Annotated in this window: 17 protein-coding genes, 1 tRNA gene and 3 pseudogenes; 8 read left to right on the top strand and 13 right to left on the bottom strand. The window is 66.6% G+C overall.

The genetic code is table 11. The features are described from left to right. The first annotated feature begins 78 nt into the window (after positions 1-78). A complete protein-coding gene (locus tag ACQEVC_RS12850; protein WP_432876579.1) occupies positions 79-498 on the top strand; it encodes a peptidase inhibitor family I36 protein in 420 nt (139 codons plus the stop codon). A 710-nt stretch (positions 499-1,208) separates the two neighbouring features. Here ACQEVC_RS12850 and ACQEVC_RS12845 read toward each other — a convergent pair. Next, positions 1,209-1,973: an NAD(P)H-dependent oxidoreductase gene (locus ACQEVC_RS12845; RefSeq protein ID WP_432876577.1), complete on the bottom strand. Its 765-nt coding sequence runs from the start codon at positions 1,971-1,973 to the stop codon at positions 1,209-1,211. A gap of 71 nt (positions 1,974-2,044) precedes the next feature. Here ACQEVC_RS12845 and ACQEVC_RS12840 point away from each other — a divergent pair, with 71 nt between their 5' ends. Beyond that, positions 2,045-3,040 (top strand): GlxA family transcriptional regulator, encoded by a 996-nt coding sequence (locus tag ACQEVC_RS12840; protein WP_432876574.1) that lies wholly within the window; start codon positions 2,045-2,047, stop codon positions 3,038-3,040. 83 nt (positions 3,041-3,123) lie between these two features. On the opposite strand, the gene ACQEVC_RS12835 is transcribed toward ACQEVC_RS12840, so the two are convergent. The 3 genes from ACQEVC_RS12835 to ACQEVC_RS12825 form a co-directional block, all read right to left on the bottom strand. Then, on the bottom strand, positions 3,124-4,368 hold the full coding sequence (locus tag ACQEVC_RS12835) for a tyrosine-type recombinase/integrase (RefSeq protein ID WP_432876572.1): 1,245 nt from the start codon (positions 4,366-4,368) through the stop codon (positions 3,124-3,126). Then, positions 4,365-5,438 (bottom strand): tyrosine-type recombinase/integrase, encoded by a 1,074-nt coding sequence (locus tag ACQEVC_RS12830; protein WP_432876570.1) that lies wholly within the window; start codon positions 5,436-5,438, stop codon positions 4,365-4,367. Before ACQEVC_RS12830 ends, ACQEVC_RS12835 begins: the two co-directional genes overlap by 4 nt. A 392-nt stretch (positions 5,439-5,830) precedes the next feature. Next, a complete protein-coding gene (locus ACQEVC_RS12825; protein ID WP_432876568.1) occupies positions 5,831-6,439 on the bottom strand; it encodes a TetR/AcrR family transcriptional regulator in 609 nt (202 codons plus the stop codon). A gap of 93 nt (positions 6,440-6,532) precedes the next feature. Between ACQEVC_RS12825 and ACQEVC_RS12820 the strand changes: the two genes are divergently transcribed. After that, complete coding sequence (locus tag ACQEVC_RS12820; RefSeq protein ID WP_432876566.1) at positions 6,533-7,285, top strand: SDR family NAD(P)-dependent oxidoreductase; 753 nt, start codon at positions 6,533-6,535, stop codon at positions 7,283-7,285. Between the two features lie 94 nt (positions 7,286-7,379). On the opposite strand, the gene ACQEVC_RS12815 is transcribed toward ACQEVC_RS12820, so the two are convergent. Then, entirely contained in the window at positions 7,380-7,538 is a 159-nt protein-coding gene (locus ACQEVC_RS12815) for a hypothetical protein (protein ID WP_432876563.1), read from the bottom strand. A 50-nt stretch (positions 7,539-7,588) separates the two neighbouring features. On the opposite strand from ACQEVC_RS12815, the pseudogene ACQEVC_RS12810 reads away from it, so the two are divergent. Further along, positions 7,589-7,807: pseudogene (locus ACQEVC_RS12810) on the top strand (recombinase family protein); the annotation flags it as partial. 805 nt (positions 7,808-8,612) lie between these two features. Here the strand turns inward: ACQEVC_RS12810 and ACQEVC_RS12805 are convergent. Continuing rightward, positions 8,613-8,688, bottom strand: a tRNA-Arg gene (locus ACQEVC_RS12805). 503 nt (positions 8,689-9,191) lie between these two features. On the opposite strand from ACQEVC_RS12805, the gene ACQEVC_RS12800 reads away from it, so the two are divergent. The 3 genes from ACQEVC_RS12800 to ACQEVC_RS12790 all read left to right on the top strand — a co-directional run bounded on the left by ACQEVC_RS12800 (position 9,192) and on the right by ACQEVC_RS12790 (position 10,770). Beyond that, positions 9,192-9,719: a DUF6244 family protein gene (locus ACQEVC_RS12800; protein WP_432876561.1), complete on the top strand. Its 528-nt coding sequence runs from the start codon at positions 9,192-9,194 to the stop codon at positions 9,717-9,719. Positions 9,720-9,898: 179 nt separating this feature from the next. Then, positions 9,899-10,297, top strand: a complete 399-nt coding sequence (locus ACQEVC_RS12795) for a hypothetical protein (RefSeq protein ID WP_130461808.1) — start codon at positions 9,899-9,901, stop codon at positions 10,295-10,297. 14 nt (positions 10,298-10,311) lie between these two features. After that, positions 10,312-10,770 carry a SitI3 family protein gene (locus tag ACQEVC_RS12790; protein WP_432876558.1) on the top strand — a complete coding sequence of 153 codons (459 nt, stop codon included), beginning with the start codon at positions 10,312-10,314 and terminating at the stop codon, positions 10,768-10,770. A 328-nt stretch (positions 10,771-11,098) separates the two neighbouring features. On the opposite strand, the gene ACQEVC_RS12785 is transcribed toward ACQEVC_RS12790, so the two are convergent. The 6 genes and pseudogenes from ACQEVC_RS12785 to ACQEVC_RS12760 form a co-directional block, all read right to left on the bottom strand. Further along, a complete protein-coding gene (locus ACQEVC_RS12785) occupies positions 11,099-12,058 on the bottom strand; it encodes an FAD-dependent oxidoreductase (protein WP_432876556.1) in 960 nt (319 codons plus the stop codon). Positions 12,059-12,303: 245 nt separating this feature from the next. Next, positions 12,304-15,012 (bottom strand): hypothetical protein, encoded by a 2,709-nt coding sequence (locus ACQEVC_RS12780; RefSeq protein WP_432876554.1) that lies wholly within the window; start codon positions 15,010-15,012, stop codon positions 12,304-12,306. A gap of 77 nt (positions 15,013-15,089) precedes the next feature. Further along, positions 15,090-15,755, bottom strand: coding sequence for a topology modulation protein (locus ACQEVC_RS12775; protein ID WP_432876552.1), 666 nt, complete (start codon positions 15,753-15,755; stop codon positions 15,090-15,092). 387 nt (positions 15,756-16,142) lie between these two features. Beyond that, a complete protein-coding gene (locus ACQEVC_RS12770; RefSeq protein WP_432876550.1) occupies positions 16,143-16,526 on the bottom strand; it encodes a GNAT family N-acetyltransferase in 384 nt (127 codons plus the stop codon). Between the two features lie 125 nt (positions 16,527-16,651). Beyond that, positions 16,652-16,876 (bottom strand): annotated as a pseudogene (locus tag ACQEVC_RS12765) (amino acid permease); the annotation flags it as partial. Positions 16,877-17,071: 195 nt separating this feature from the next. Further along, positions 17,072-17,554, bottom strand: a pseudogene (locus ACQEVC_RS12760) (GOLPH3/VPS74 family protein); the annotation flags it as partial. Between the two features lie 605 nt (positions 17,555-18,159). Between ACQEVC_RS12760 and ACQEVC_RS12755 the strand changes: the two are divergent. Continuing rightward, positions 18,160-19,437 carry a helix-turn-helix domain-containing protein gene (locus ACQEVC_RS12755; RefSeq protein WP_432876548.1) on the top strand — a complete coding sequence of 426 codons (1,278 nt, stop codon included), beginning with the start codon at positions 18,160-18,162 and terminating at the stop codon, positions 19,435-19,437. Here ACQEVC_RS12755 and ACQEVC_RS12750 read toward each other — a convergent pair. Further along, a complete protein-coding gene (locus ACQEVC_RS12750) occupies positions 19,424-21,232 on the bottom strand; it encodes a prolyl oligopeptidase family serine peptidase (protein ID WP_432876546.1) in 1,809 nt (602 codons plus the stop codon). The two genes, ACQEVC_RS12755 and ACQEVC_RS12750, sit on opposite strands and share 14 nt — an antisense overlap. Positions 21,233-21,282: the final 50 nt, after the last annotated feature.

The raw sequence follows: 21,282 nt of genomic DNA, 5'->3' as shown, positions 1-21,282 counted from the left end.
CGACCCACCCGGCTTGGACGAGCATCCAGGCCACCTACGCACCCATACAGCGAAGGTGTCAGGATCGAAAGGAAAGAGATGACCAAAACCAGGATGACCATCGCACGCGCAATGATCCTCGTTCTCGGATCCGCGTCGCTTTTCGCGGCGCTGGCTCCGTCCGCCGCCTCGGCGGCCACCCCCAGGAACGGTATATGCGAATCCGGCGAAATCTGCTTCTACTGGGGACACAACCTGACGGGGTCGCTTTCTGACTTCACGGCATCACTCGCAAACTACGGGTCCACCCAGCCCAGCTGCTACGAGTTTCGGTCGTCTGGGATAGGGCAGGGCGAATGTATTAAGAACAATGCCACATCGGCGTGGAATCGCAGTTCCCGGCCCGTCCGTGTCTACTACAACAGCAACTACGGTGGTCCGTACGACAACGTGGCTGCCGGCACATCGCGAAACCTGAGCAACACCTACCTCGACAACGCCTCACACCGATTCCTCTGAGTGTCCGAGAACGCTCTTAGCAAGCACCGACCGGCGCCGGATCTCCGTCCGGCGCCGGTCCCGCACCTCATTGAACTCCTACCCCGGGCCTCGATGGATCTGGCAGGCCGACAGCGGCGTAGGCCGGGGCGGGGAGATCTCGGCGGCGCGGGTGAGATTGTGGACGATCACGGCGCAGGACGTCAGGCATCATCGGCGTTGAACCGCCCCGAAGGCAAGTGCGCGAGGCCTATGGCACCCAGCCGGAATGGGTGACCTTGGGCTTCTCCTGAACTTCGCGCCCGACGGTTACTCACCACCGATCTCGGATACTGACCGCGAGCCATGCCTCGGGCATCTACACCCGACCTCCAATCGACGTACTCACTCGACACGTGCGACCTCGTGTCGCACCCTCATCTCGGCAGTTCCGCGCGCCCTACCGGCGCCGAACGCTGGCCATGAAGCGTGACGGCTTCGGGCAGCCTGGCGCACTCGGTCAGCGGCAGAAGAGTGCGTCGAACTCTCGGTGTGTCGGGTCCGCGGCCGTGATGCTGACGGAAGCGACGATTGACGATGGCGCCGTCGGAAATCGTTCACATGCGGCGACCCGTGCCGCGACCGTCGCGCTGTGGCTCGGGAAGTGCCGGGACACAACTGCTGTTCGGGCACCCACGTCAGCGAGGCGGTGACCGCCGAGGTGGGTGCCGAAACTCAAGACTCGACCGGCCTCAGGCCAGGTGGACGCCCAGTCCGGTCAGGCCTGGCGCCACATACGGTTGCAGCACGAGATTCTCGTCATAATCTCCGCCGTTCTGGGTTCGGTACGGGATCGGCTCGGTCGTCGGCATTGCGAGTAGGCGCTCGCACAGTTCCTTGGCCGCGTTCTGGCCGTCCTCGGGTGTGAACCGGTCGGCGCCCGAGATCAGCACCGGGGGGAGCACCTTCGCGCCCGCGTAGAACAACGTGCCGTGCTGCAGCGGGAACAGCAACTCGTCGACGGCTCCGTGAATGCCCCGCTCGCCGTAGAACCACGACGGCCCGCCCATGGTCACCACGGCCAGCGCGCGCTTGCCCGCGAGGAACCCGTCTCCGTAACCGATCCACTCGCCGCCCGGGCCGCGAAAGCCGTACGCATAGCCCTGGTGCCAGACCCTGTCGAACCAGCCCTTGAGGATGGCGGGCATCCCGAACCACCACATCGGGAACTGAATGACGAGCGTGTCCGCCCGGTTGATCTTCTCCTGCTCGGCGCGGATATCGGCGCTCAGCGCGCCGCTTTCGTAGGCGTGCTTCGCGGCGGAAGCGACCTGGAATCGCTCCGCCGGGTCGTGGGCGTAGCCCGCGGCATCGACCACGGGATGCCAGCCCATCGCGTAGAGGTCCGACACCTCGACCTCGTGACCTTCGGCGCGGAGTGCGCGCTGGCCCTCTGCCGTGAGAAAACCATTCAGTGAGCGGGGTTCGGGGTGAGCTGATATCCAGAAAACCTTCATGACATCGATCATGGAAGGGCGGGGCCGCCGGGACGACCGGCCTGATGGACAACATGTGCGAAGATCGGGCCATGACCGTTTTAGCGGACGACGGCCGTCACCGCGTGGCCGTCCTGGTCCGCGACGGGGTGCTGCCCTTCGAGCTCAGCATCGTCCACCGGATCTTTGGCCAGGCCCGCACGGCGGTCGGCGCCGCGCTGTACGAGGTCGTGACCTGCACGCTTGTGCCCGGCGAAATTCGTACGGACGCCGATTTCACCGTCACCGTGACTCACGGCCCAGAGGCGCTGGCCGAGGCCGACACTGTCGTCATCCCAGGCTCGGAGACCGACTACGAACCCCAGGACGGGCCACTCGAACCAGCGCTCGCGGCCGCGCTGGCGCAGATTCGACCCGGGACACGAATCGCCTCGATTTGCACGGGATCGTTCGTGCTGGCCGCGGCGGGAATGCTCACCGGCCGGAGGGCGACCACACATTGGCGCTCGCCCGCGCAGGCCCGGGGTCGTTTCCCGGGCGTCGTGTTCGACCTCGATGTCCTCTACACCGATGACGACGGTGTCCTCACCTCGGCCGGTGCGGCAGCGGGCATCGACTTGTGCCTGCACATGATCCGCACCGACCATGGCGCCGCGGTCGCCAATGACGTGGCCCGCGGCACCGTCGTTCCGCCGCACCGCGAGGGCGGGCAGGCGCAGTACGTCAATCGGCCGATACCGGATCCTCGAATCTCCTCGACCAGCCGCGCGCGCGAATGGGCGCTCGCGAACCTGCACCGGCCCGTCACGCTCCGGGAACTGGCAGCCCAGGAGTCAACCAGCACGCGGACGTTCACCCGCCGTTTCCGTGACGAAATCGGCACCTCGCCAGGGCGGTGGCTCATACAGCAGCGTGTAGAGCGGGCGTGCGCTCTCCTGGAGCGCACCGACATGCCCGTCGACGACATCGCCGTCGCCGCCGGATTCGGCACCGCCGGATCGATGCGATTACACCTCCAAGCCGAACTGGGAGTCTCACCCAGCGCCTACCGGACCACATTCCGCGGACGCAACCGGCCGGCCGACTGAATCTGCACCGAGCACAACACTCCTGCTTCGCGTAATCGAATGCACTCACATCGGCATTATGCAGGTAATCCTTGTCAAGTTGATCATGATGCTTGTTGGTCGAGGCCATCGAGGAGCCGGGTGAACAGGTCGGCGCGGTGGGTCTGGTTGTTGGCGGCGGCGTGGTCGTGCTGGCGTTGCAGGGTGGGCCGGAACTCGATGCTGGTTTGGAAGAAGGTGCAGGTCTCGCAGATGGCTTCGAAGGCGCAGTCGAGTTCGGGTGGGCGGGTGCAGTAGCCGTTGCCGAGCAGGCGGTGGTGTTCGCGGCGAAGTTGGGCCATGCGGGGCCCGATGGTGTCGGCGGGTAGGGGTTTTCCTTGCTGGTAAAGGGATTCGACCTTTTCGGTGACGGCGAAGTATTCGTCGGCGACGGTGCGGTTGGCGATTTTGGCGTAGCGCAGGGTCATGTCGAGGCTGCGGTGTCCGAGGAGGGCGGCGATGGCTTCGAGGGTCATGCCGCGGTTGATGGCCTGGGTGGCCAGAGTGTGCCGGAGTTGGTGCGGGTGGATGTGGGTGAGACCGGCTGCGGTGCCGGCTTTGTTGATCAGCCGGGTGACGGTGTGCCGGTCGAGCGGGCGGCCGTTCTCGCGGGGCAGCAGTAGCGGGTTGTCGGCGTGGACGTGGACGTTGCGGTAGTCACCGATCAGGGTGACCAGGTGCGGATGCAGGGGCAGGTAGCGGTCCTCGTGGAGTTTGCCGACCGGGACGTGCAGCCAGTGCGCGGCGCCGATGAGCACGATCGCGTCGGCTTGCAGGGCGGTGAACTCGCCGACGCGTAGCCCGGTGCGCAGCAGCACTTCGACCACGACACGGGTGAGCACGCGGGGCTGGGTTTGGGCGGCTCGTAGCAGTTTCGCCGCGGACGCGTCGTCGAGGGCCTTTGGCAGGGGGTGGTCCTGTCGCGGCAGGTCGGCGGGGATGATCGGGATCCGGGCGGGAGCTTCGGGCCAGTCCCAGTCGCTGATGCGGACGAAGAAGATGCGCAGGGTGCCGAGCCGGTGCGCGAGGGTCGCCGGGGTGAGCTTGTCGGTGCGGTAGCCGGTTCTGGCGGTGAGCCAGGTGCGGAAGCCCTCGATGTGCCGGCGGTGGATGTCGGCGACGTGGCGGACCTCGGGTGCCTGCTCGACCAGGAACGCGGCCAAGGATCGCAGGGCCAGGTCGGCGCTTTTCACGCTGCCCGGCCGCAGGATGCAGGTCAGTTGGTCGAGGTAGCGGCGCATCGGTGTCACCATGTCAGGGATCTCGGTGGCGAGCTGGTCCCAGCCGGGGAGCTGCCGAGGGCTGCTCACCGTCCCCCCTCGATCAGGCTGACGCCGTTGCGGGGCAACGGTTTTCCGGAGAACAGTTGCGCGTCGATCACCTCGGCGGCCCGCCGGTATTGCGAGGCCAGCCAGTCGTCGGCCAGGTGCAGGTAGATGCGGGTGGACTCGATCGAGGCGTGCCCGGCCTGGGCCTGGACCGCCTCCAAGGCCATCCCGGCCTCCCGCAGCCGGGTCAGGCAGGTGTGCCGCAGCTGATGGCAGGTCACCGTGTCCAGCCCGGCCCGCTGCCGGGCCGAGTCCAGGATCTGATCCAGCCCAGCCGGTGACAGTGGCCGGCCCCGGCGAGGGCCTTTCAGCACCACGAACAGCCGGTCGGTGGCGATGCCGGGCGGGCGTTCGTGGTGCAGGTAGGCGGCCACGGAGGTGAAGAACCGGCCGGAGACCGGGATCTGCCGCTGATGGCCGCCCTTGCCCTCGGCGATGAACACCCGCCGGGCAGCGACCTGCAGATCGTCCAGCCGTAGACCGAGGACCTCACAGCGGCGCAGTCCACCCAGCACCATCGCCTCACACATGGCCCGGTCCCGATGCGTGCGCAACGCCGCCAGCAGCGCATCCACCTGAACCGGAGACAGAATCCGCGGCAGGGTGCGTGGCGTGCGTACCAGCGGCACGCCCTGACGGGGTCGCTGCCGTTCGCGGCGTGTCGGCAGGCCTCGGGGCACCGGGTTCGCCTCGACATCACCGCGGGCCTGCAGGAACGCGAACAACCCGGACACGCTTGACAGCCGCCGCCGGACCGTCCGGGCCGACACGCCAGCGCCGTCACCGGCGGCCTGCAACCGCCGTGCCGGGCCGCCGGCATACTGCGCGGTTACGAACGCCAGAACGTCGGCCGCGACGACCCGACCCGGCGCCTTACCGACCACGGTGAAGAACACCTTCAGGTCATACGCGACCGCGACCACAGTGTTCGGCCGCGACCGCACCGACAGGAACTCCAGATAGGCGTCCAGCAACGGCATGCCGAACCGGACAACAAGATCACCAGCCGCGGTCCTCGACCGCCTCAGCACAAGATCGACCCAGACGGACATGCAGGAACCTCTCCATCGAACCCACCACCAACACCGGCAATGGGTCAACGACGATTACCTGCATATCAAGCAAGAGCGTGCGCCGGCCAGGCTGGCTGGGTGCCACCCGTCTTGGCTCAAGATCACTAATCATGGGGTGGGTGTTGGCGGTTGACCTGCCGTTTTCTCGCCGAAGTGGCGGAAAACTGCGCACTAACCGGGCTGCTCCAGGCTGTGACTCGCCGCCGTGGCCGTGTCCCGGTGGGTCGAGCAGACCACGGGCTGGTCGATCAATGAGTTCGTCAGCACCGCCCGCCGCTGGCTCCAGTGTAGGCAGGAACGGACGGGTCGGCGATAACGAGTTGCCGGGCAGGCTGTGGGCCGGGCGGACGCGGGCCGGTGACGGCCGTCATTCAGGTGAGTGGCCAGTTGCGCAGGGCGGCGTCGGCCGTCGCCTGAAGTTCGTCGCGGCCGATGCCGCTCGCAGCCTGGACGGCGATGCCGAACGCCAGGGTGGTGACGTAGCGGGCCAGTAGTCCGGGGTCAGCATCGGGCGACAGGTCACCCTGGTCAACCGCCTGTTGGAACCGTTGCCGGACGGAGGCGCAGCCGTTCGTGCGCCAGGCTGCGAGTAGGTCCCGGACCGTCTGCCCGGCGTCGCCGGTGACTAGTGCTCCCTGTACGCCGAGGCAGCCCGGGGGGTGGGCTGGACGGGTGGTGGTGCGAACGGTGCCGGTCAGGATCGCGGTGGCGACGCAGAGCGCGGTGGGCTCCTCGAGTGCCCGGGACAGGTAGCCGCCCGGGCCCTCGGTGTAGCGTTCCAGTGCCTTGCGGAACAGCTCCTCCTTGTTGCCGAAGGCCGCGTACATGCTGGTCGTGGAGATGCCCATCGCCCCGGTCAGGGCGGTCAGGCTCGCCCCTTCATAGCCGTGTTCCCAGAAGACCAGCATCGCGCGTTCGAGAGCCTCGTCGACATCGAAGCCGCGCGGCCGGCCGATCGGGCCGTTGCGTTTGTTCCCCACCTCCGCAGCCTACCGCTTCTGCAGCGATCGCTACTGAAGTGGTACCGTCCTATTCTGCAGTGAACGCTACAGAACCTTGGAGAGGTAACGAGCGTGGGACTACTTGAGGGCAAGACCGCCTTGGTCACCGGCGGCAGCACCGGCATCGGCCTGGCCAGCGCCGTACGCCTGGCGGCCGAGGGTGCACACGTGTTCATCACCGGCCGGCGCAAGACCGAACTGGACGAGGCCGTCGAAACCATCGGCTCCGCGAAGTCCACCGCGGTGGCCGGGGACGTCGCGAACCTGACCGACCTCGATCGGCTCTACGATGTCGTCCGCGGCCGGGGGTGGGGACTGGACGTCCTGTTCGCCAACGCCGCCGTCGCCGAGTTCGTGCCGCTCAGCCAGATCACAGAGGAGCACTTCGACACCCTCTTCGGGATCAACGTCCGCGGCACCCTCTTCACCGTGCAGAAGGCCCTGCCGCTACTCAACGACGGTGCATCGGTGATCCTGAACGGGTCTACCAACGTGGACGTCGGCACCGAGGCATTCGGCGTCTACGCGGCGACCAAGGCCGCGATCCGTTCGTTCGCCCGGACCTGGGCCAACGAGTTCAAGGGGCGAGGCATCCGGGTCAACACCGTCACGCCCGGCCCGACCGACACCCCGGGCCTGTCCGGGCTCGCTCCCGACCCGGCACAGGCCGCAGGCCTGCGGCAACACCTGGCCACGGAGGTGCCGCTGGGCAGGCTGGGCCGCCCGGAGGAGATTGCCGCCGCCGTGGCCTTCCTCGCCTCCGATCAGAGCAGCTTCATCACCGGCTCCAGCCTCTACGTGGACGGCGGACTCAACCAAATCTGACCCCCTCCCTGACCCCGGCCGGGCATCCCGCGTGTGGAGGCCCGGCCGGACGGGCAGAAGCCGGGCGTAGACCTCCGGTTGACGAACGACGTCGCTAGGCGTCGGCCAGGTCGAGCCGCATCACGACCCAGCGGGTGGTCGGGCGACTCACCTCGCGGGACCTGGCCCCCAGAAACGTGTTCCGGGAACCGACATTCAGCTCGCCGCAGGACGCCTCGTTGGCGCCGACGACGGACACATCCCCTTCGACCATGAGCCAGGTCTAGACGAGTAGTTCCGAATCCTGGTCAGTGGTCGTAGGCGATCCCGACGCCGCCCGATCCCAAGCGGGCTCTCGGCAGGTGGTCGATCTCCAGCGTGTGGGAGATCCTTCGCAACCCCAAGTACACCGGCTACATGGTGTGGAACCGACGCGGCCGGAAGAGCGCGGGAAACCGGCTCAACCCGCCCAGCGAGTGGATCTGGTCCCCCGAGCCGACCCACGAACCGATCGTGAGCAAGGACGAGTACCACGCCGTGGCCGCTCGCGCGGCGGCCAACGAAGGCTCTCGCCGCCCAGCACTCAGCGGCGAAGAACAGTCCCAGCAACGAAAGCCCCGCGCCGACTACCTCTACCGAGGCCGGCTGCGCTGCGGCATCTGCGACCTCCGCATGACCGGCAACATCCGCCGCCGCTCCGGCCGCCGCTACTGCTTCTGCTACCCCGGCAAGACACGCTCGACCAACATCCCCGCCGAACATCCACCCACCATCTACCTGGCAGAGGAACCCCTCCACGAAGCCATCGCCACATGGCTGACCTACACGATCTTCGGTAAGGACCGCCTCACCTACTGGCGCGAATGCTTCGACGCAGCCGACGACGACCAGAACAACGGCCGCGCCCCGGCAGCCACTCGACTAGCAGAGATCAACAACGACATCGCCGACCTCAACCGGCGATTCCGCCGCCAGGTACTCAACCTGGAAGCCGACGACATCACGCCTGCGGCGAGACGCCAAATCGCCACCCGCATCGGCGAACTCGAAGACATGATCGCTCGCCGGCAGGCCGAGGCCGATCAGGCCGAAGCCGAGATCGCAGCCGCGCCACCCGACCTCGACGAAATCACGGCAGCGCTAAACCGGCTTCCCGAACTGGCCGACACCCTCATCGGTCGGCCGCCCGAGGATCTCCACGCGCTATACGAGGCGTTGAACGTCCAGGTGCGGTACCACCCAGAGGATCGAGTCGCTGACGTAGAGATCACCTTGGCCGACGCGCCGGGGCTAGAACTTCCGCTACCAGCGCCCGCCGACCTACCGCAACCGGCGTCGCATATCCGTTTGGTGCCCCCGGCAGGATTCGAACCTGCGACACACGGTTTAGGAAACCGTTGCTCTATCCCCTGAGCTACGAGGGCGTCATGATCCAGGCTAGCTGGCGGCGGCTGTCAGCGTACCGCAGGGAGCCACCGGGGTGGTCAGCGCTGGCACCGCCACCAGCGGATCGCACACCGACCGCACGTGATCAGGGTTCCGCTCTACTGACTGCCACCGGCGGGCACGACCTCTCGACGTCACTCACTGCTGGTCATCGCACCGGAGCACGTCCCGGGCACACACGAAGATCGTCGATTGGGATGGCCTTGAGGGCGGTCGTTGAGAGGTGAGCCGGGAACAGGGGGCGGCAGCGGGAGTGGACGGCCTCTCTGCAGCGCCTCCAACGCCGAGGTCAGCTCCGTAGCCCTGTCATGTCAGGGCCGTGCGTGGTGGACATCTGGCGTGGTGCGGCCGGGTCCTTGGGGGTTGCCCGGATTCGTACGATGGCAGCGGCATGTGTATTGCGGCGGTTGCCGCCAGCTACGGCGCCGGCAGCGGGTCGACGCCGTGACTCTAATCCCTTCGACGGAGGGCTCTGCGAATCATGTCGCAAACCGACGCCATCGGTAACCAGTTGCGGTCGATGCAGGCAGGTATCGACCGCGTCAGGTCGACCGCGTCCGCTACCGGGCAGGAAGCCGAACAGGTGGCAACGAGGGCGGCGGCTGCCGGATTTAGTGGAATCGTCGCCGGCATGTCTCAGGTGCGGGAGGCGATCAGGAACATCCAGGCTGGCCTGAGCAACGTCGGCGGGGCCGTTAACGATGCTTCCAGCTCTCTCGTCGCGGTACCCAAAGAGGCCTCGCCAGCGGAGGTGATCGAGGCGTTGAACCGCGCGGCGGACAGGGTGAGCACCGCGCACGACGGAGTTGGTTCGTCGCTGAGCAACGTTGACGAGGCCCGTACTCTCGTCGCCAGAGTCCTGCAGGGCGGCGATCCCGGACCGCTGCTTTCCATGCTTGGAACCATCAAGGAGATCCTCTTGTTGGTGGCGCAGCATGCCGGCGCGGTCAAACACTCGCTCGCGTCTGCTGTGACCGATGCTCGCCGGACGGGCAGCTCGGGAAACTGACCGGGGCTGGCGGCGCCTTGCCGGCCAGCCCGTCTCCGGTCCCGAGCACCGTCCCTGGCGCTCCTCCTCAGACAACCGACGGCCGCGCTGACTCGGCCTGGGAGAGACAGCCGACCGGCCACACCGGCGGATCGCCGACCGGTCCACGAACCAGGATCCGCGAGCGAGAAGATCCCGATGTGCGTCGATCGTTAGAACGAGAGAACGAGTGTGCCGATATTCTGGCCGCCGGCGGCTACCGCGTACACCAGAACCCGACTCGGCCTGAGGTGGCCGAGTCGCGGGAACGCACCGGTGATCGCGGCGACCCCCGGAAGGACCCCGATTATCTGGTCGAGGGTCACGTCTTCGATTGCTACTCCCCCTCGCCAGGGAAGGCTGTGCGTGGCGTCTGGACCGAGGTTCGCGATAAGGTGACGAGCCAGCAGACCCAACGGGTTGTACTGAACCTCAAAGACTGGCGCGGGGACGTTGGGACCCTGCAGAAGCAGTTCGACGACTGGCCGATACCGAATCTTAAAGAAGTGGCAGCGGTCACACCAAGTGGGGCGACCATTCAGATCGTACGGCGCGATTAAGGAAGGTGCCAAAGATGGCTATCGAATACCGATTGACCCTCGCCGGCGACATCCCACTGGAGCAGGTGGCTGACCTCGCCGCGCCGGAAGCCACTGAGGCACCACCGCTACAACGATCTCCACGATTGCTTGTCGCAGACCTGCACGAGCGGTGCGGCTACGTGATCAGCATCCACGCGGGCCGCGATGGCTACTACGATGCCGAAGACGACGACTCGCAGTGGGAGTGGGAGCCGGAAACATACCTCAACGTCAGCTTCCGCATGGCGAAGAACGAAACATCCGATGAAGGAACACGGAACATGATCGCGGTCGTCGCGCGAGTACTGGCCGGGCGGGAAGAAGACGCGGCCTTGGTGTTGAATGGCAACTGGCTGCTGCTGGCGCGCGTGAACGGAAAGATCCGCAAATCCAGACGGAAGTGGTGGGATACCTACAACGTCAACGACCTCATCCCTCAATCAGCCGAGTAGAGTCGCACTGTTGGGCTGGTGTTTGCACGGCCGATGAAGATGCGCGGCGCTGCGAACCACGGTCTGCACCCGGTGAGCCATACCAGTAAACGAGGGACTTAACACCGACCTTCAGGACATTGGCACGCCGGAGCACGAGCACCGACAGTCGGGAGGTGACAACTGGCCGGGCGACGTGTTCCTGCGGATCATCAAGCTTCATGACATCCGCAATGCGCTTCGTCAACTGGGACGGACATCAGTGGCTACACAACGCCCCGGTAGATCACCTTTGCATGAGCAGCACAAGAGACTGCCCCCTTGATGATGATTGCCTAGTCAACACCGGCTAACCTTGGAGAATTTTTCGGTGCACCTCTGCCGCGCAACCAACGGAAAGAGATACTCCTGCACCGCCGTGGCCGTAATTATGGATCATGCGTGCGCCAGCGAACTCCTGCTCCTCCAGCCGAACATACGGCCGCGTCGGGCGTAGACCGACTCGATGCTCGATGACCCGGGCACCACGGAGGCGGGGCTCAATCTCGGCACAGCGGGCGACGATCGCCTCCGCGATGTCCGGATCGGCCTCTCGGCTCCACTCGCCCGGCTCAGCCGTGCCGCCGAGAACGACGGTCTGGCCTTGCGGGTAGAAGTGCAGCAAGCTCGGCGAGTCACCGGTGTCTTCGGAGAAGAACTCGGTGATGCCGGGGTTCTCCACCACGACAAGCTGCCCGCGGATCGGTGTCAGGTCTGGATCGGGGACGAGATCCCGTGCGCCCAAGCCAGTGCAGTTGACGACAACCGAAGCGAGGCCGGCGGCCTCGTCGAGCGAATCGATCCTCCGGACCTCGACGTTGCCGCCGGCTGCCTCCAGTCGCCGTCTGAGGTAGCCGAGGTAGACCGGCATGTCGAGAATCGGCGCCGTGTATCGCCACCCGGCGGTGAAGCCCTCGGGCAGTTCATCGGCCTCACACATCCGAAATCCGTCAAGCTGGCTTCCCCACTCCGGTGGATCAACGGCTTTGCGGGACGCCTCGATGCCGGAGACAAGTCGTACCCCGGTCCGTGGGTCGATGGCGAGTTGCCTCAGTACCTCGAGGGTCCGGGCGCCCCAGACACGTACCCGGTCGATGGGCTCGACGTGATACGACCCCCACATCGCTCCGGCGGCGTACGACGTGGTTCGATCCGGTGGCTCGGCCGCCCAGATCGTCACCCGCATCCCTGCCTCCGCGAGGTAGACGGCCGTGGTGAGGCCGGATACACCAGCACCGATTACCAGGGCGTCGAGACCTCGGGGATTCATCGCTCGACCGTAGTATCAGGCCGATTGGCGCGCGAGCACGCCTGCCAGCTCGGGCAGCAGTACACCTAACGCCGCCCCGGCATCGGCAGGGCCGGACCCCGAACGTCAAACCCTGGTCAGGACAAGTGACGACCGGTGGAACAGAAACTGTCAAATACATCCATCTACTTCAGACTGGCCTTGCAATCGAACCGTTCGACTACGTCGACAGCGAGACCAGATCCGTCACGCCGCCGGCTTCGACGTCACAGTCGGCTCACGTACTCGTCGAGCCGGCTGTCGGCGTGGATCAGCAGGGCTTCCGCGTCGTGTGCCAACCGCGCAGCGCGCGCCTGCCGTCGTTGCTGGCGCCGACGAATCGCGATCGTGCTCGACTGCGTAGGGAGGGCCTGGGTGACAGGGGCGAGGTGGGTGCGAGCGGCGGCAAGTTCAGCGCGCGCTCGTTGCACATCGGCCTTGAGCGAGGCGATTGTGCCAGCCGGGGCGAGACGCTGATCGGCATCCGCCCCTGGGTTGTCGATCGACGCTGCGCGGCTCTGGTCGAGGCGCTCAAGGCCGGTCCGTAAGGCGGTCGCGAGCAGTTGCCCACACGCGTAGCCGACGATGAGCACAAGGGCAGTGGCTACGGGCTCCCAGCGCCGATGCACGGCAAAGGCAAGGGCTACAGCAACACCCGACATCTCAGCAGCTTTGACAGCGGCCAGCTGCCCGTGGCGAGGCGCCGTGAGTAGTTCTGCACACTCGGCGAGGTATTGGGCAGCGAGGTCGATCCGGCCTGCGACGCCACCCCCGACGAGGTGGCGCACGCTCAGTGTCTCGACGGTACGCTCAAACGCGCGTCGGGCTGAGGCTGCAGCAGCTCGCGTCTGCCAGCCGAGACGTTCGGCAGTCGCCGCATCGACCATGATCACTGGAGAGCTCTCAGTGGACACCTGGCCGGCGTCCTCGATTTGTTGTTTGTTCACTGCGGCTGCCTGGTCCGGTGATGGCGTCATGACGTCTTCCAGTACGGATGGGCCTTCTTCCCGCGCCTCAGCGACCGCCTCGAGGTACAGCTCGCGTAGCGGCGGTGTCCCGTCCTGTTCGACAAGGTCGCGAAGCTGGTGCAGCGTTTCTGCGGCTTCGCGGTGGCGCCCCAGCCGGGCGTGCTGTAGCGCGACAACTCCCAGGCACAGCGCCAGATCTTCCCCGTGGGCAGCGGGGTCGACGGCGGCCAGAGCACGGTAGATATCTGTGGCGGTGTACAGGTCGGGCATCGCCTCGTCGTCACGGCCGGCATCGGCCAGATAGGTGCCACGCCGGCGTAACGCAATGGCCAGGCCCTCCCGATTCGCATCGGCGTCCTCGTCGACCAGTAGGGTGCGGATGGCAATGGCTTCGTCGAGATGCCCGAGAGGTTCGTCCAAGCGTTCAGCGGCTAACGGAACGGCGAGATTGGCCAGCGCGAGTGCGAGCGCTGCTCGGTGTTTGGGGTCGGTGACGTTGTCGCGATGGATCGCGGCGGCCTCCCTGTACGCGGCGATTGCCTCGCCGTCGAGGTCAGTCTCGATCAGCCGGTTGCCCAGGTGGGTGAGACCGTTGCCAAGGTCCGCCCGGTACACGGCCGGCTGGGCCTCGGCCAGCCGGCGGCGGATGGCCACACACTCCTCGGCGATGTCCACCGCCTCTGGCCCCTGGTCGGCCCCGCTCAGAATGGTTGCCAGGAAATCGAGGCTGTTGGCGAGCAGCACCGCGAAGGTGCCGGGATCATCGTCGGCAAGCCGCCGTGCCACAGTAGCTGCCTCTCGCGCGTCGGCGAGCGCATCTTCGAGTCGGTCAACCGCCCTCGACCGGGCCGCAGACGTCGTGAGGGCCGACACGAGCGTGGATTCGTAGCTCGGTTCCTTCTCGACGATGCGCCGGTACGCATCGACGGCCCGTCTGGCCACCGTGCTGGCCTGGCCGCGTTGGCCGAGCGCCCACAACCCGTCGGACCATGCAGCCAGGTCGCCGGCGAGTGCCACCGCCTGGCCGTCAGCCTCGGTCCTCGCCAGGCGAACACGAATTGCTGTGACTTCCTCCAGCGCCGTGACCGCGTCCTCCGGATGGCCTGCGGCCGCACAGGCGTCGGCCCAGCAACGCAGTGCGGCGGCGAGGTGTGGCTCGTGGGTGGCCTCGTCCTGGTCCGCCAACCACCGGTACAGGGTGACCGCAGCTTGAGCCGCGTCTGCTGCCCGGCTGTGAGAGCCGAGGCCAGCGGCGACAAGCGCCTCGACGTGACGCATCCACGCCAGTGTCGGCCGGTACGTGGCGGGATGGAGCCAGGCCGCCGCCTCCGCCCAGGAACTGGCACCCTCAAGAACCTCGATGGCCTCTTCGTACCGGGCGATCAACCACAGTTCGTCGGCGAGCCGGATCCGGGCATTGGTGATCTCGACCGATCGACGAGCCCGCGTGGAGAACGGAAGCTTCTGGTAGAGGTCTACCGCCTCCAAGCCGGCAGCCACAGCCTCCTCGTGACGGCCCAGCACGCTCAGGCGACCGGCAAGGCAATTGAGCGCATGAGCCAGACCGGCACGATATTCGACTGGCTTGCCCGGCAGGTGATGGCGCCAATCGGCTACCCCCGCCTGTGCGGCGCAAAGCGCCTCTCCGTCTCGGCCAAGCTGTTCAAGCACCAGCGCCAGGACCACCCGAGCACCGGCCAGACCTACTCTCGACTGCGGCGACGTGGTCGGGTCGCAGCGCTCGAACCGGCCGATCGCCTCGGTTATGTCGGTCAGCGCCAACTCGTAGGCGCCAAGGTCGTACCGGCATGCCGCATGGCGGGCCAGCGCCCGCGCATACAGCAGGCCGTGACCGCCGGTCGACGTGTGCAATCGGCGTGCCACTCCGACCGCCTCAGCCGCGGCGGCCTCAGCCTCCCGGGTACGGCCGCGGAACGTCGCACCGCTGGACCGGCGCAGCAGGGCCATGACCAGGGGAGGCTGAAGCCATCTCGGCCACAGTCCCGCCAGCGTCCGAAGGGCCGCCACCCGAACACCTTGCCGGCTCATCCACACCACCGCACGGCTGGCACCCGAGGCAGCATCTGGCGACAACACTCTGCTCGCCGCATGTGGTCGATCAACTTATTGGCCTGCCGACGGCTGGTGAGCGTAATCAGCTGTGCGTGCGACCCGTGCTCCTGGATCAAGTCACCGACCCTGGGCCTCATCGTCCGGCGGTAACCGAGGACGTACCGGATGAAGTTCCAGGTGATCCGGTCGTAGACGCCCTCCGTCCGGTGTTGGCCGCCCCGGTAACGCCAACGCCGTTGGAGGACGCCACGTAGGCAGGTCACAGCGGGCAGGTCGAGGAAGATTACCGTGTCGGCAGCGGCCAGCCGGATAGGCAGGGTGCCGGCGTAATTGCCCTCGATTACCCACCGCTCGGCAGCGGTGAGCCTCTCCTGCTGGGCGACGAACTCCTGCTGGGACAACGGATTCCACCGACCGTCGTAGTAGATCCCATCAAGATGGGTCAGGGGTAAAATGAGGATGCCGGACAAGCGTCGAGCGAGAGTTGACTTGCCGCTGCCGCCGCAGCCGACAACGGCGATTCTCTTCATGGTCCTCGACCCGCCCGAGAGGACAGTATCGGGCTGCTTCGCCTCTGGTTCAACACCCTGGGGGTCGACTGACCCGTCTGCTGACAATTTCCTCATCGGCACCGTCATCCCCTTGGAAAGTCTCAAGCGCACCTCTCCGGTGCATCAACGGCTGGTTGGCTCGAGCGCGTTCCCAACCCAGGCAGCAGTTCGGCTACGGCATGGTGGCGGTCGCAACGACGTAGGCCCGCGCGACCGGGCCGAACAGCTCGTGTCCTCACTGGTCATGGCGTTCGCTCCCGTCCTGGTCAGTTTGCTGATCGCGGATGGTGTGGTCGGCGGCGGCGGGGGGATGCCGCCGCCGACCACGCGGCGCCGGTCCGGCTACCGGGCTCCGTCGGCAGCTGGCCGGCCCCGTACGCCGCACCGCGACGGTTCGCCGTCACCGTGCAGTGGGCGCGGGGTAGGTCTTCGGGCGTCTTCCTGACTGATCTGGCGCGTAAACCGGCAAATCGTTCAGGGGCAATTGGATGCGGTGGGAGGACGCCACATCGGGTAGAACTTACTGCCATTTGGCAGTTGGAAGGCCTCTCGTCCGACGTAGCCCAGTCGGGCGTAGAGATCGCGGCTGCCGCTGCTGCTTGCTTCGAGATAGGCCGGCATGCCGATGCGGTCCAGCCGGGCGTGGTAATGCTGCAGCAGAGCGGTTCCGCGTCCCGTGCACTGTTTATCGGGTGTGACGGCGAGGAACGCCAGGTGATGGTGCGCCTCGGTGGGGTGGTGGGTGTCGAACAGCTTGTCGAGCGTGGCGAACCGCTCCGTGCACGGGCCGCAGGCGGCGGTGAGCCGTCGTTCGTAGTCGCCGGGTGGGGGTATTGGACTGGATCGGTCGAACCACACCGCGACGGCGCTGCCATCTTCGAGAATCTGGACCTCGCCGAAGAAGAAGGCATGCTCGAGCAGGATGCGGAAGTTCGCGGCGAGGATGGTCTTGCGCTGCTCGGAATCGGGAACAAGCCAGGCGACGCCATGGTGACATAACCGATCGAGAACAGGCCGAGCACGAGAAAGGCAAGGGGGATCCCGGTCAGGCCGGTGGTCGCGTAGCCGGTGGTGATGACCCCGGCGACCACGGTGAGCGGAGTCGCCGCGCTCATTACGAAGAAGATCACGGCGGGCACGCCGAGTCGGTTTGCCGCCAGGGTGGCCGTCACCGGACTGGTATGACCCGGCGGAGTGGACAGGGGCATCGAGAAGCCTCCGGTTGCGAGGGCGGCAGATGAGACGGGAGGGCAGGCGTCAGGTGCGGTAGGAAAGATGGCCTCCCCACGTGCGACCTGTGTGTGCGTGAGAAGCTCACGCAGCGGTAGCGGCAGGGTGCCGGTAAGACGCCGTAGGTAGTGACGGCTGGAGGTCGGAGCGTCGCGCAGCAGTTCCTCATCCAGACCAGTCGCCGCAGCGAGGCCAGCAAGGAACGCGTCCGCATGGCTCATCGACGCCTGCTCCCGAAGCCGGATCGACAGTCGGGCGGCGGGCCAGTGTGCGTTGTTCCAGTCGACTGGCACCCAACGCACACCGTTCGGGCGAAGCAGCCGCCGAGACTCCTCCCGCCGGACGTGTCCGGCACGCCACAACCGCTGCACGACCTGGTCTAAGGCGTCGCGCGAGAGGAAATCGAGCCAGATTCCCACGGTGGTGTGCTGCGGCTGGGCAACGAGTTGTTCCAGGATGGTATGCGCCAGGACATCCTTGGGGGGACCCTTGTCCACCACCCAGAGTTGCCCGCGGTCTGCGTCGACTTTTCCGATCCACATCAGCTCGGCCAGCAGCGCCGCCGCCAGGCCGAGCCCAGCGCCGCGCCCGTTCAACCGAGGATTTCCGGAGACGTCATCGTGGGCGAGACGCCAGAAGTCGTCAGCGAGTTGCACGAGTGTCCCCCCATCAACTGAACTCGGTAGATCAGGTCGAGCTCTGACAGCCGTCTGCCGTGCGGCTGACGCAGGACGTATGTCTCCTCCGGGCGCCTGGCATCCGACGTCGCACCTAATCGACGATCGCTGGTGAAACCGCAGGGGTCGAGACCGTACGTGCGGACAGTCGACTTGTCCGCACGATCCGTCGTGAAACGGTGCTCTACTCCGCACGGCGAACAGCGGCGGCGGCGCGGCGAAGCCGCGCAGGGTGTTGCCGGTAGGCACTCATGCTCGCCTGTCCCGGGACGCCAACCGGCAAGGATTGGCGCACCCTCGATGTGATGAGCGAGGAGGGCGCGGTGCTGAGTGAGCGACGGCCAGTTCACCCACCTGCGGAGCGCTTCCCGGCCGTACGGAGTCGCGTGTCATGTCCGGCCGAGGCGCCGTTACGACGATGGCATTTTCGACGCTGCCACCGGTCAGCCGCAGTGCCGAGGTGGATGTCCTCCAGGCGGCGGTGTGCCGATGAGATCGGGCGGGTATGGGCATCAATGTTGCGCGTGATGGCAGGATCGGCGACAATCAGCACTTGCTCGGTCGCTGTGCGCGATGTCACGAGAATGGCCATCCAGGTGGGACAGGCTCCGAAGCCGCTGTTGCCGACACGGTCGGTGCTCGACTACGTCGGCGCTCATATCCGTTACCTGCGGACCAGGTGTGGTCTGTCGCAGGCCGAACTCGGCGCACGGATCTTCGTCCACCGCGATCTCGTCCGCAGGATCGAGACCGCCGAGCGGCTACCGTCGCGCGAGTTGGTTGAGCGCTGCGATCAAGTGCTCAACGGCGGTGGTTCCCTGCTCCGGCTGCTGCCGGTGATCGAACGGGAACGACTGCTGCGGTCGGGTCGCAACGGTGAGCCGCAGTCGACCGTGTTCCGTAGTGCCGCCATGGATCGCCCGGTACTCGACTGGTTGCTCGCCACGCCGTCGAGCGGCCGATGCCCACCCGTTGAGGATGACGCTGTAACGAGGGCTGCTGCCACGCTGGAGCAACTACGCAGCCAGGACCACGTACGCGGGGCCGGTGCCACCTATCCCATGTTGGCAGCAACGCTGCACGGGCGGCTGCCAAGCCTCGCCACCACGGCGCCGCACGTCGCTACCGGCATGCTCGAACTGGCTGGGTACGAGGCGGTGGACCTGGGCGCCGACGGTCTTGCGCAGCGGCACTACCTGCACGCACTCGATCTCATGACGCGGTTCGGGAATCGGCTCTACGGCGGGTACCTCGTGGCGGTCAGTCTGGCCCACCTGGCATTGCACTGTGGCGACCCGCGCCAGGCATTACGACTGGCAACCGCCGGCCTTCAGGGCACGGAGGGACACGCCACACCCGCCGTGCGGGCCGCGCTCCGCACAGTGCTTGCCCGCGCTCACGCCCGCCTCGGCGACGAAGCCGCCTGTGCCGCCGCACTGCTGCATGTCGAGGCCGATCTCGCACGTAGCCGGCCGGGCGACGAACCTGAGTGGATCACCTACTTCGGCGAGGCTGACCTAGCCGACGAAAAGGCCCACTGCTTCTTCGATCTGGGGATGTACGACCTTGCATACCGCGAGACCAACATGGCCCTGCACCTGCTGCCACCGGATCGGGTGCGACGCATCAGCATCGACACCGCCCTGCAGGCTGCGGCACTCACCCGCGCCGGCCGGCTCGATCAAGCATGCGTGACCGCTCGCCACGCGATCGACCACGCCGCCGGGCTGGCATCTTTCCGTACCACTCATCGCATCGTGCTCATGCTCGCTGAACTGCAGCCGCACGCCAATCTGCCCGAGGTGCGCGAGGTCGCCGACTACGCCTGCGCAACCCTGCAGCCGCTCGTTACGCCGGCATAGCAATCCCCATCTCCAGAAGCACCGTCCGGTAAGCGGCTAGCTCTGCATCAAGGGCGATCTGCTGCACGGATGCCGGCAGATAGTGGCCCACCCCGTCGAGCCGCACCAGGTCAGCCAATAGGCCGCGTCGCCGTAAGGCCGCCGCCAGCCCATCAGCGTCGCCGACCGGCGCCACCTGGTCGGCGGCCCCGTGCACCAGCAGGACAGGCCGCCGCACCTGCTCCGCGACCACGCGCGACGTCGCCGAGGCGAGGATCGTCGCATGCGGGCGTTGAAACCGCGGTGCAGTCGTCCGCCACCGCTGCGGATCAACGATGGCCGAACGGGCGACCGCAAGCGCGAACGGGCCATCATCACACACCGCTTTGAGAGCGGTGTAGCCACCTGCGCTTGCCCCTGCGATGAAGACCGCGTCCGGGCGGACCCGCCCGGACGCGATGAGATGCAGGGCGGCGTTGCGGCAGTCCTCCACGTCGAAGCGGCCCCAGTTCCCGTCGAGTGCCTTGCGGAACGCTCGGCCATAGCCAGTGCTGCCCCGGTAATCGACCTCGGCGACCGCGAACCCGCGGCTGGTGAAGAACTGCACCTCACGATCCAGCCGCAGCTCGTTGTGATACGTCGGGCCGGCGTGCGGCCGCACCACCAACGGTGGTGTCGCACCATGAGCGGACGCAGGAGGATAGAACAGCACCGTGATCGTTGTGGCTCCGTCGGCTGTAACCCGGAGCCGTTCGGGAGCCGACACCACAGGCTCTTCGACCTGGGCGGTTGGGCGTCTGACCACCTCGATCTTGTCACTGCCGTCCGTCGTCACCAACGCGATCTCTGGTGCCCGTGTCGGTGACGCGCCGATCAAGGCGACCCTGCCAGCACATGCCGTCAGATAGGGTTTGATCGATGTGTACGGCACTCGGATGGCTCGGCTGCTGCCATCGAGCTCAACAATCGTCAACTGCTGCTCCGGTCCGGACTGCACTGTCATGGCGATTCGTCCTGCTGGTAGTAGGACGAAGTTGGCGTAGCTGGACTCCCAGGGCGCCGTAGCGCACTCGGCTGGCATCGGTGCCACCGCTTCGACGAGGCCGTTACGCCACCGGTACAGATTCCACCAGCCTGAGCGATCCGACATGAAGTACAGGGTGCCGTCGGTGTCCCAGGACGGTTGGACCACGGACTCTGCGGGACCTCCGGCTACGCGCTTTGACTCGCGGAGACCCTGACCAGGGGTGTAGTCGGCCACCCAGATCTCGCAGGAGTCCCACGGCATGACGTCGTTGGCCCATTGCGTCCACCCCAGGCGGCCGTCGTGGTAGCGGGGTGATGCGACGAAGCCGTCCGTGGCCAGCAGCACTCGCAGCTCGCCTGAAGTCGGGTCAAGGACGACGAGTTGATCGCCACGATCATGTTCGCGGACGACGAGCACCTGATCGTCGCAGCCGGCAAGGTCACCGTACGTGAACTCGTCATCGGTACTTCCGAATGGAGCAATGAGCTGGCCAGTGGTGGCGCTCACCGCCACCAGAGTTCCCGAGGGCGTGAACACGTACGGCATCCCGCCGTATGCGTGCAGGGAACTGCCCACGCTCTGATCCCGCACGGTGTAGCCGGCAAGTCGGCCGGCGTCCGAGAGCATCGCGACGCTTCGACCCGTCGACGGCTGGGTTTCAACCCAACTCAACCTGGCGCCGGTGCTCGCCAACCAGTCAAAGCCGGCGTCAGCTTCCGCCGACTCTGGATGAATAGGTACCGCCTCGGCCTCGACTCCCTCGAACGCCGAATCACCCGTATCGCGCACCCCTCGATCAGAGCACAGTATGGCTTGGAAGGGCAGAACGATCTCCTCGC

The organism is Plantactinospora sp. CA-294935, assembly GCF_050936445.1.
Taxonomy (GTDB): domain Bacteria; phylum Actinomycetota; class Actinomycetes; order Mycobacteriales; family Micromonosporaceae; genus Plantactinospora.
This window is presented reverse-complemented; position numbering and strand designations above follow the sequence as displayed.

Excerpts from the sequence above, each read along its gene's own strand:
- ACQEVC_RS12850 (WP_432876579.1), top strand. The coding sequence starts at position 79 with ATGACCAAAACCAGGATGACCATCGCACGCGCAATGATCCTCGTTCTC.
- ACQEVC_RS12845 (WP_432876577.1), bottom strand. The coding sequence starts at position 1,973 with ATGAAGGTTTTCTGGATATCAGCTCACCCCGAACCCCGCTCACTGAAT.
- ACQEVC_RS12840 (WP_432876574.1), top strand. The coding sequence starts at position 2,045 with ATGACCGTTTTAGCGGACGACGGCCGTCACCGCGTGGCCGTCCTGGTC.
- ACQEVC_RS12830 (WP_432876570.1), bottom strand. The coding sequence starts at position 5,438 with ATGTCCGTCTGGGTCGATCTTGTGCTGAGGCGGTCGAGGACCGCGGCT.
- ACQEVC_RS12815 (WP_432876563.1), bottom strand. The coding sequence starts at position 7,538 with ATGGTCGAAGGGGATGTGTCCGTCGTCGGCGCCAACGAGGCGTCCTGC.
- ACQEVC_RS12800 (WP_432876561.1), top strand. The coding sequence starts at position 9,192 with ATGTCGCAAACCGACGCCATCGGTAACCAGTTGCGGTCGATGCAGGCA.
- ACQEVC_RS12790 (WP_432876558.1), top strand. The coding sequence starts at position 10,312 with ATGGCTATCGAATACCGATTGACCCTCGCCGGCGACATCCCACTGGAG.
- ACQEVC_RS12785 (WP_432876556.1), bottom strand. The coding sequence starts at position 12,058 with ATGAATCCCCGAGGTCTCGACGCCCTGGTAATCGGTGCTGGTGTATCC.
- ACQEVC_RS12780 (WP_432876554.1), bottom strand. The coding sequence starts at position 15,012 with ATGGCCCTGCTGCGCCGGTCCAGCGGTGCGACGTTCCGCGGCCGTACC.
- ACQEVC_RS12775 (WP_432876552.1), bottom strand. The coding sequence starts at position 15,755 with ATGACGGTGCCGATGAGGAAATTGTCAGCAGACGGGTCAGTCGACCCC.
- ACQEVC_RS12755 (WP_432876548.1), top strand. The coding sequence starts at position 18,160 with ATGGCCATCCAGGTGGGACAGGCTCCGAAGCCGCTGTTGCCGACACGG.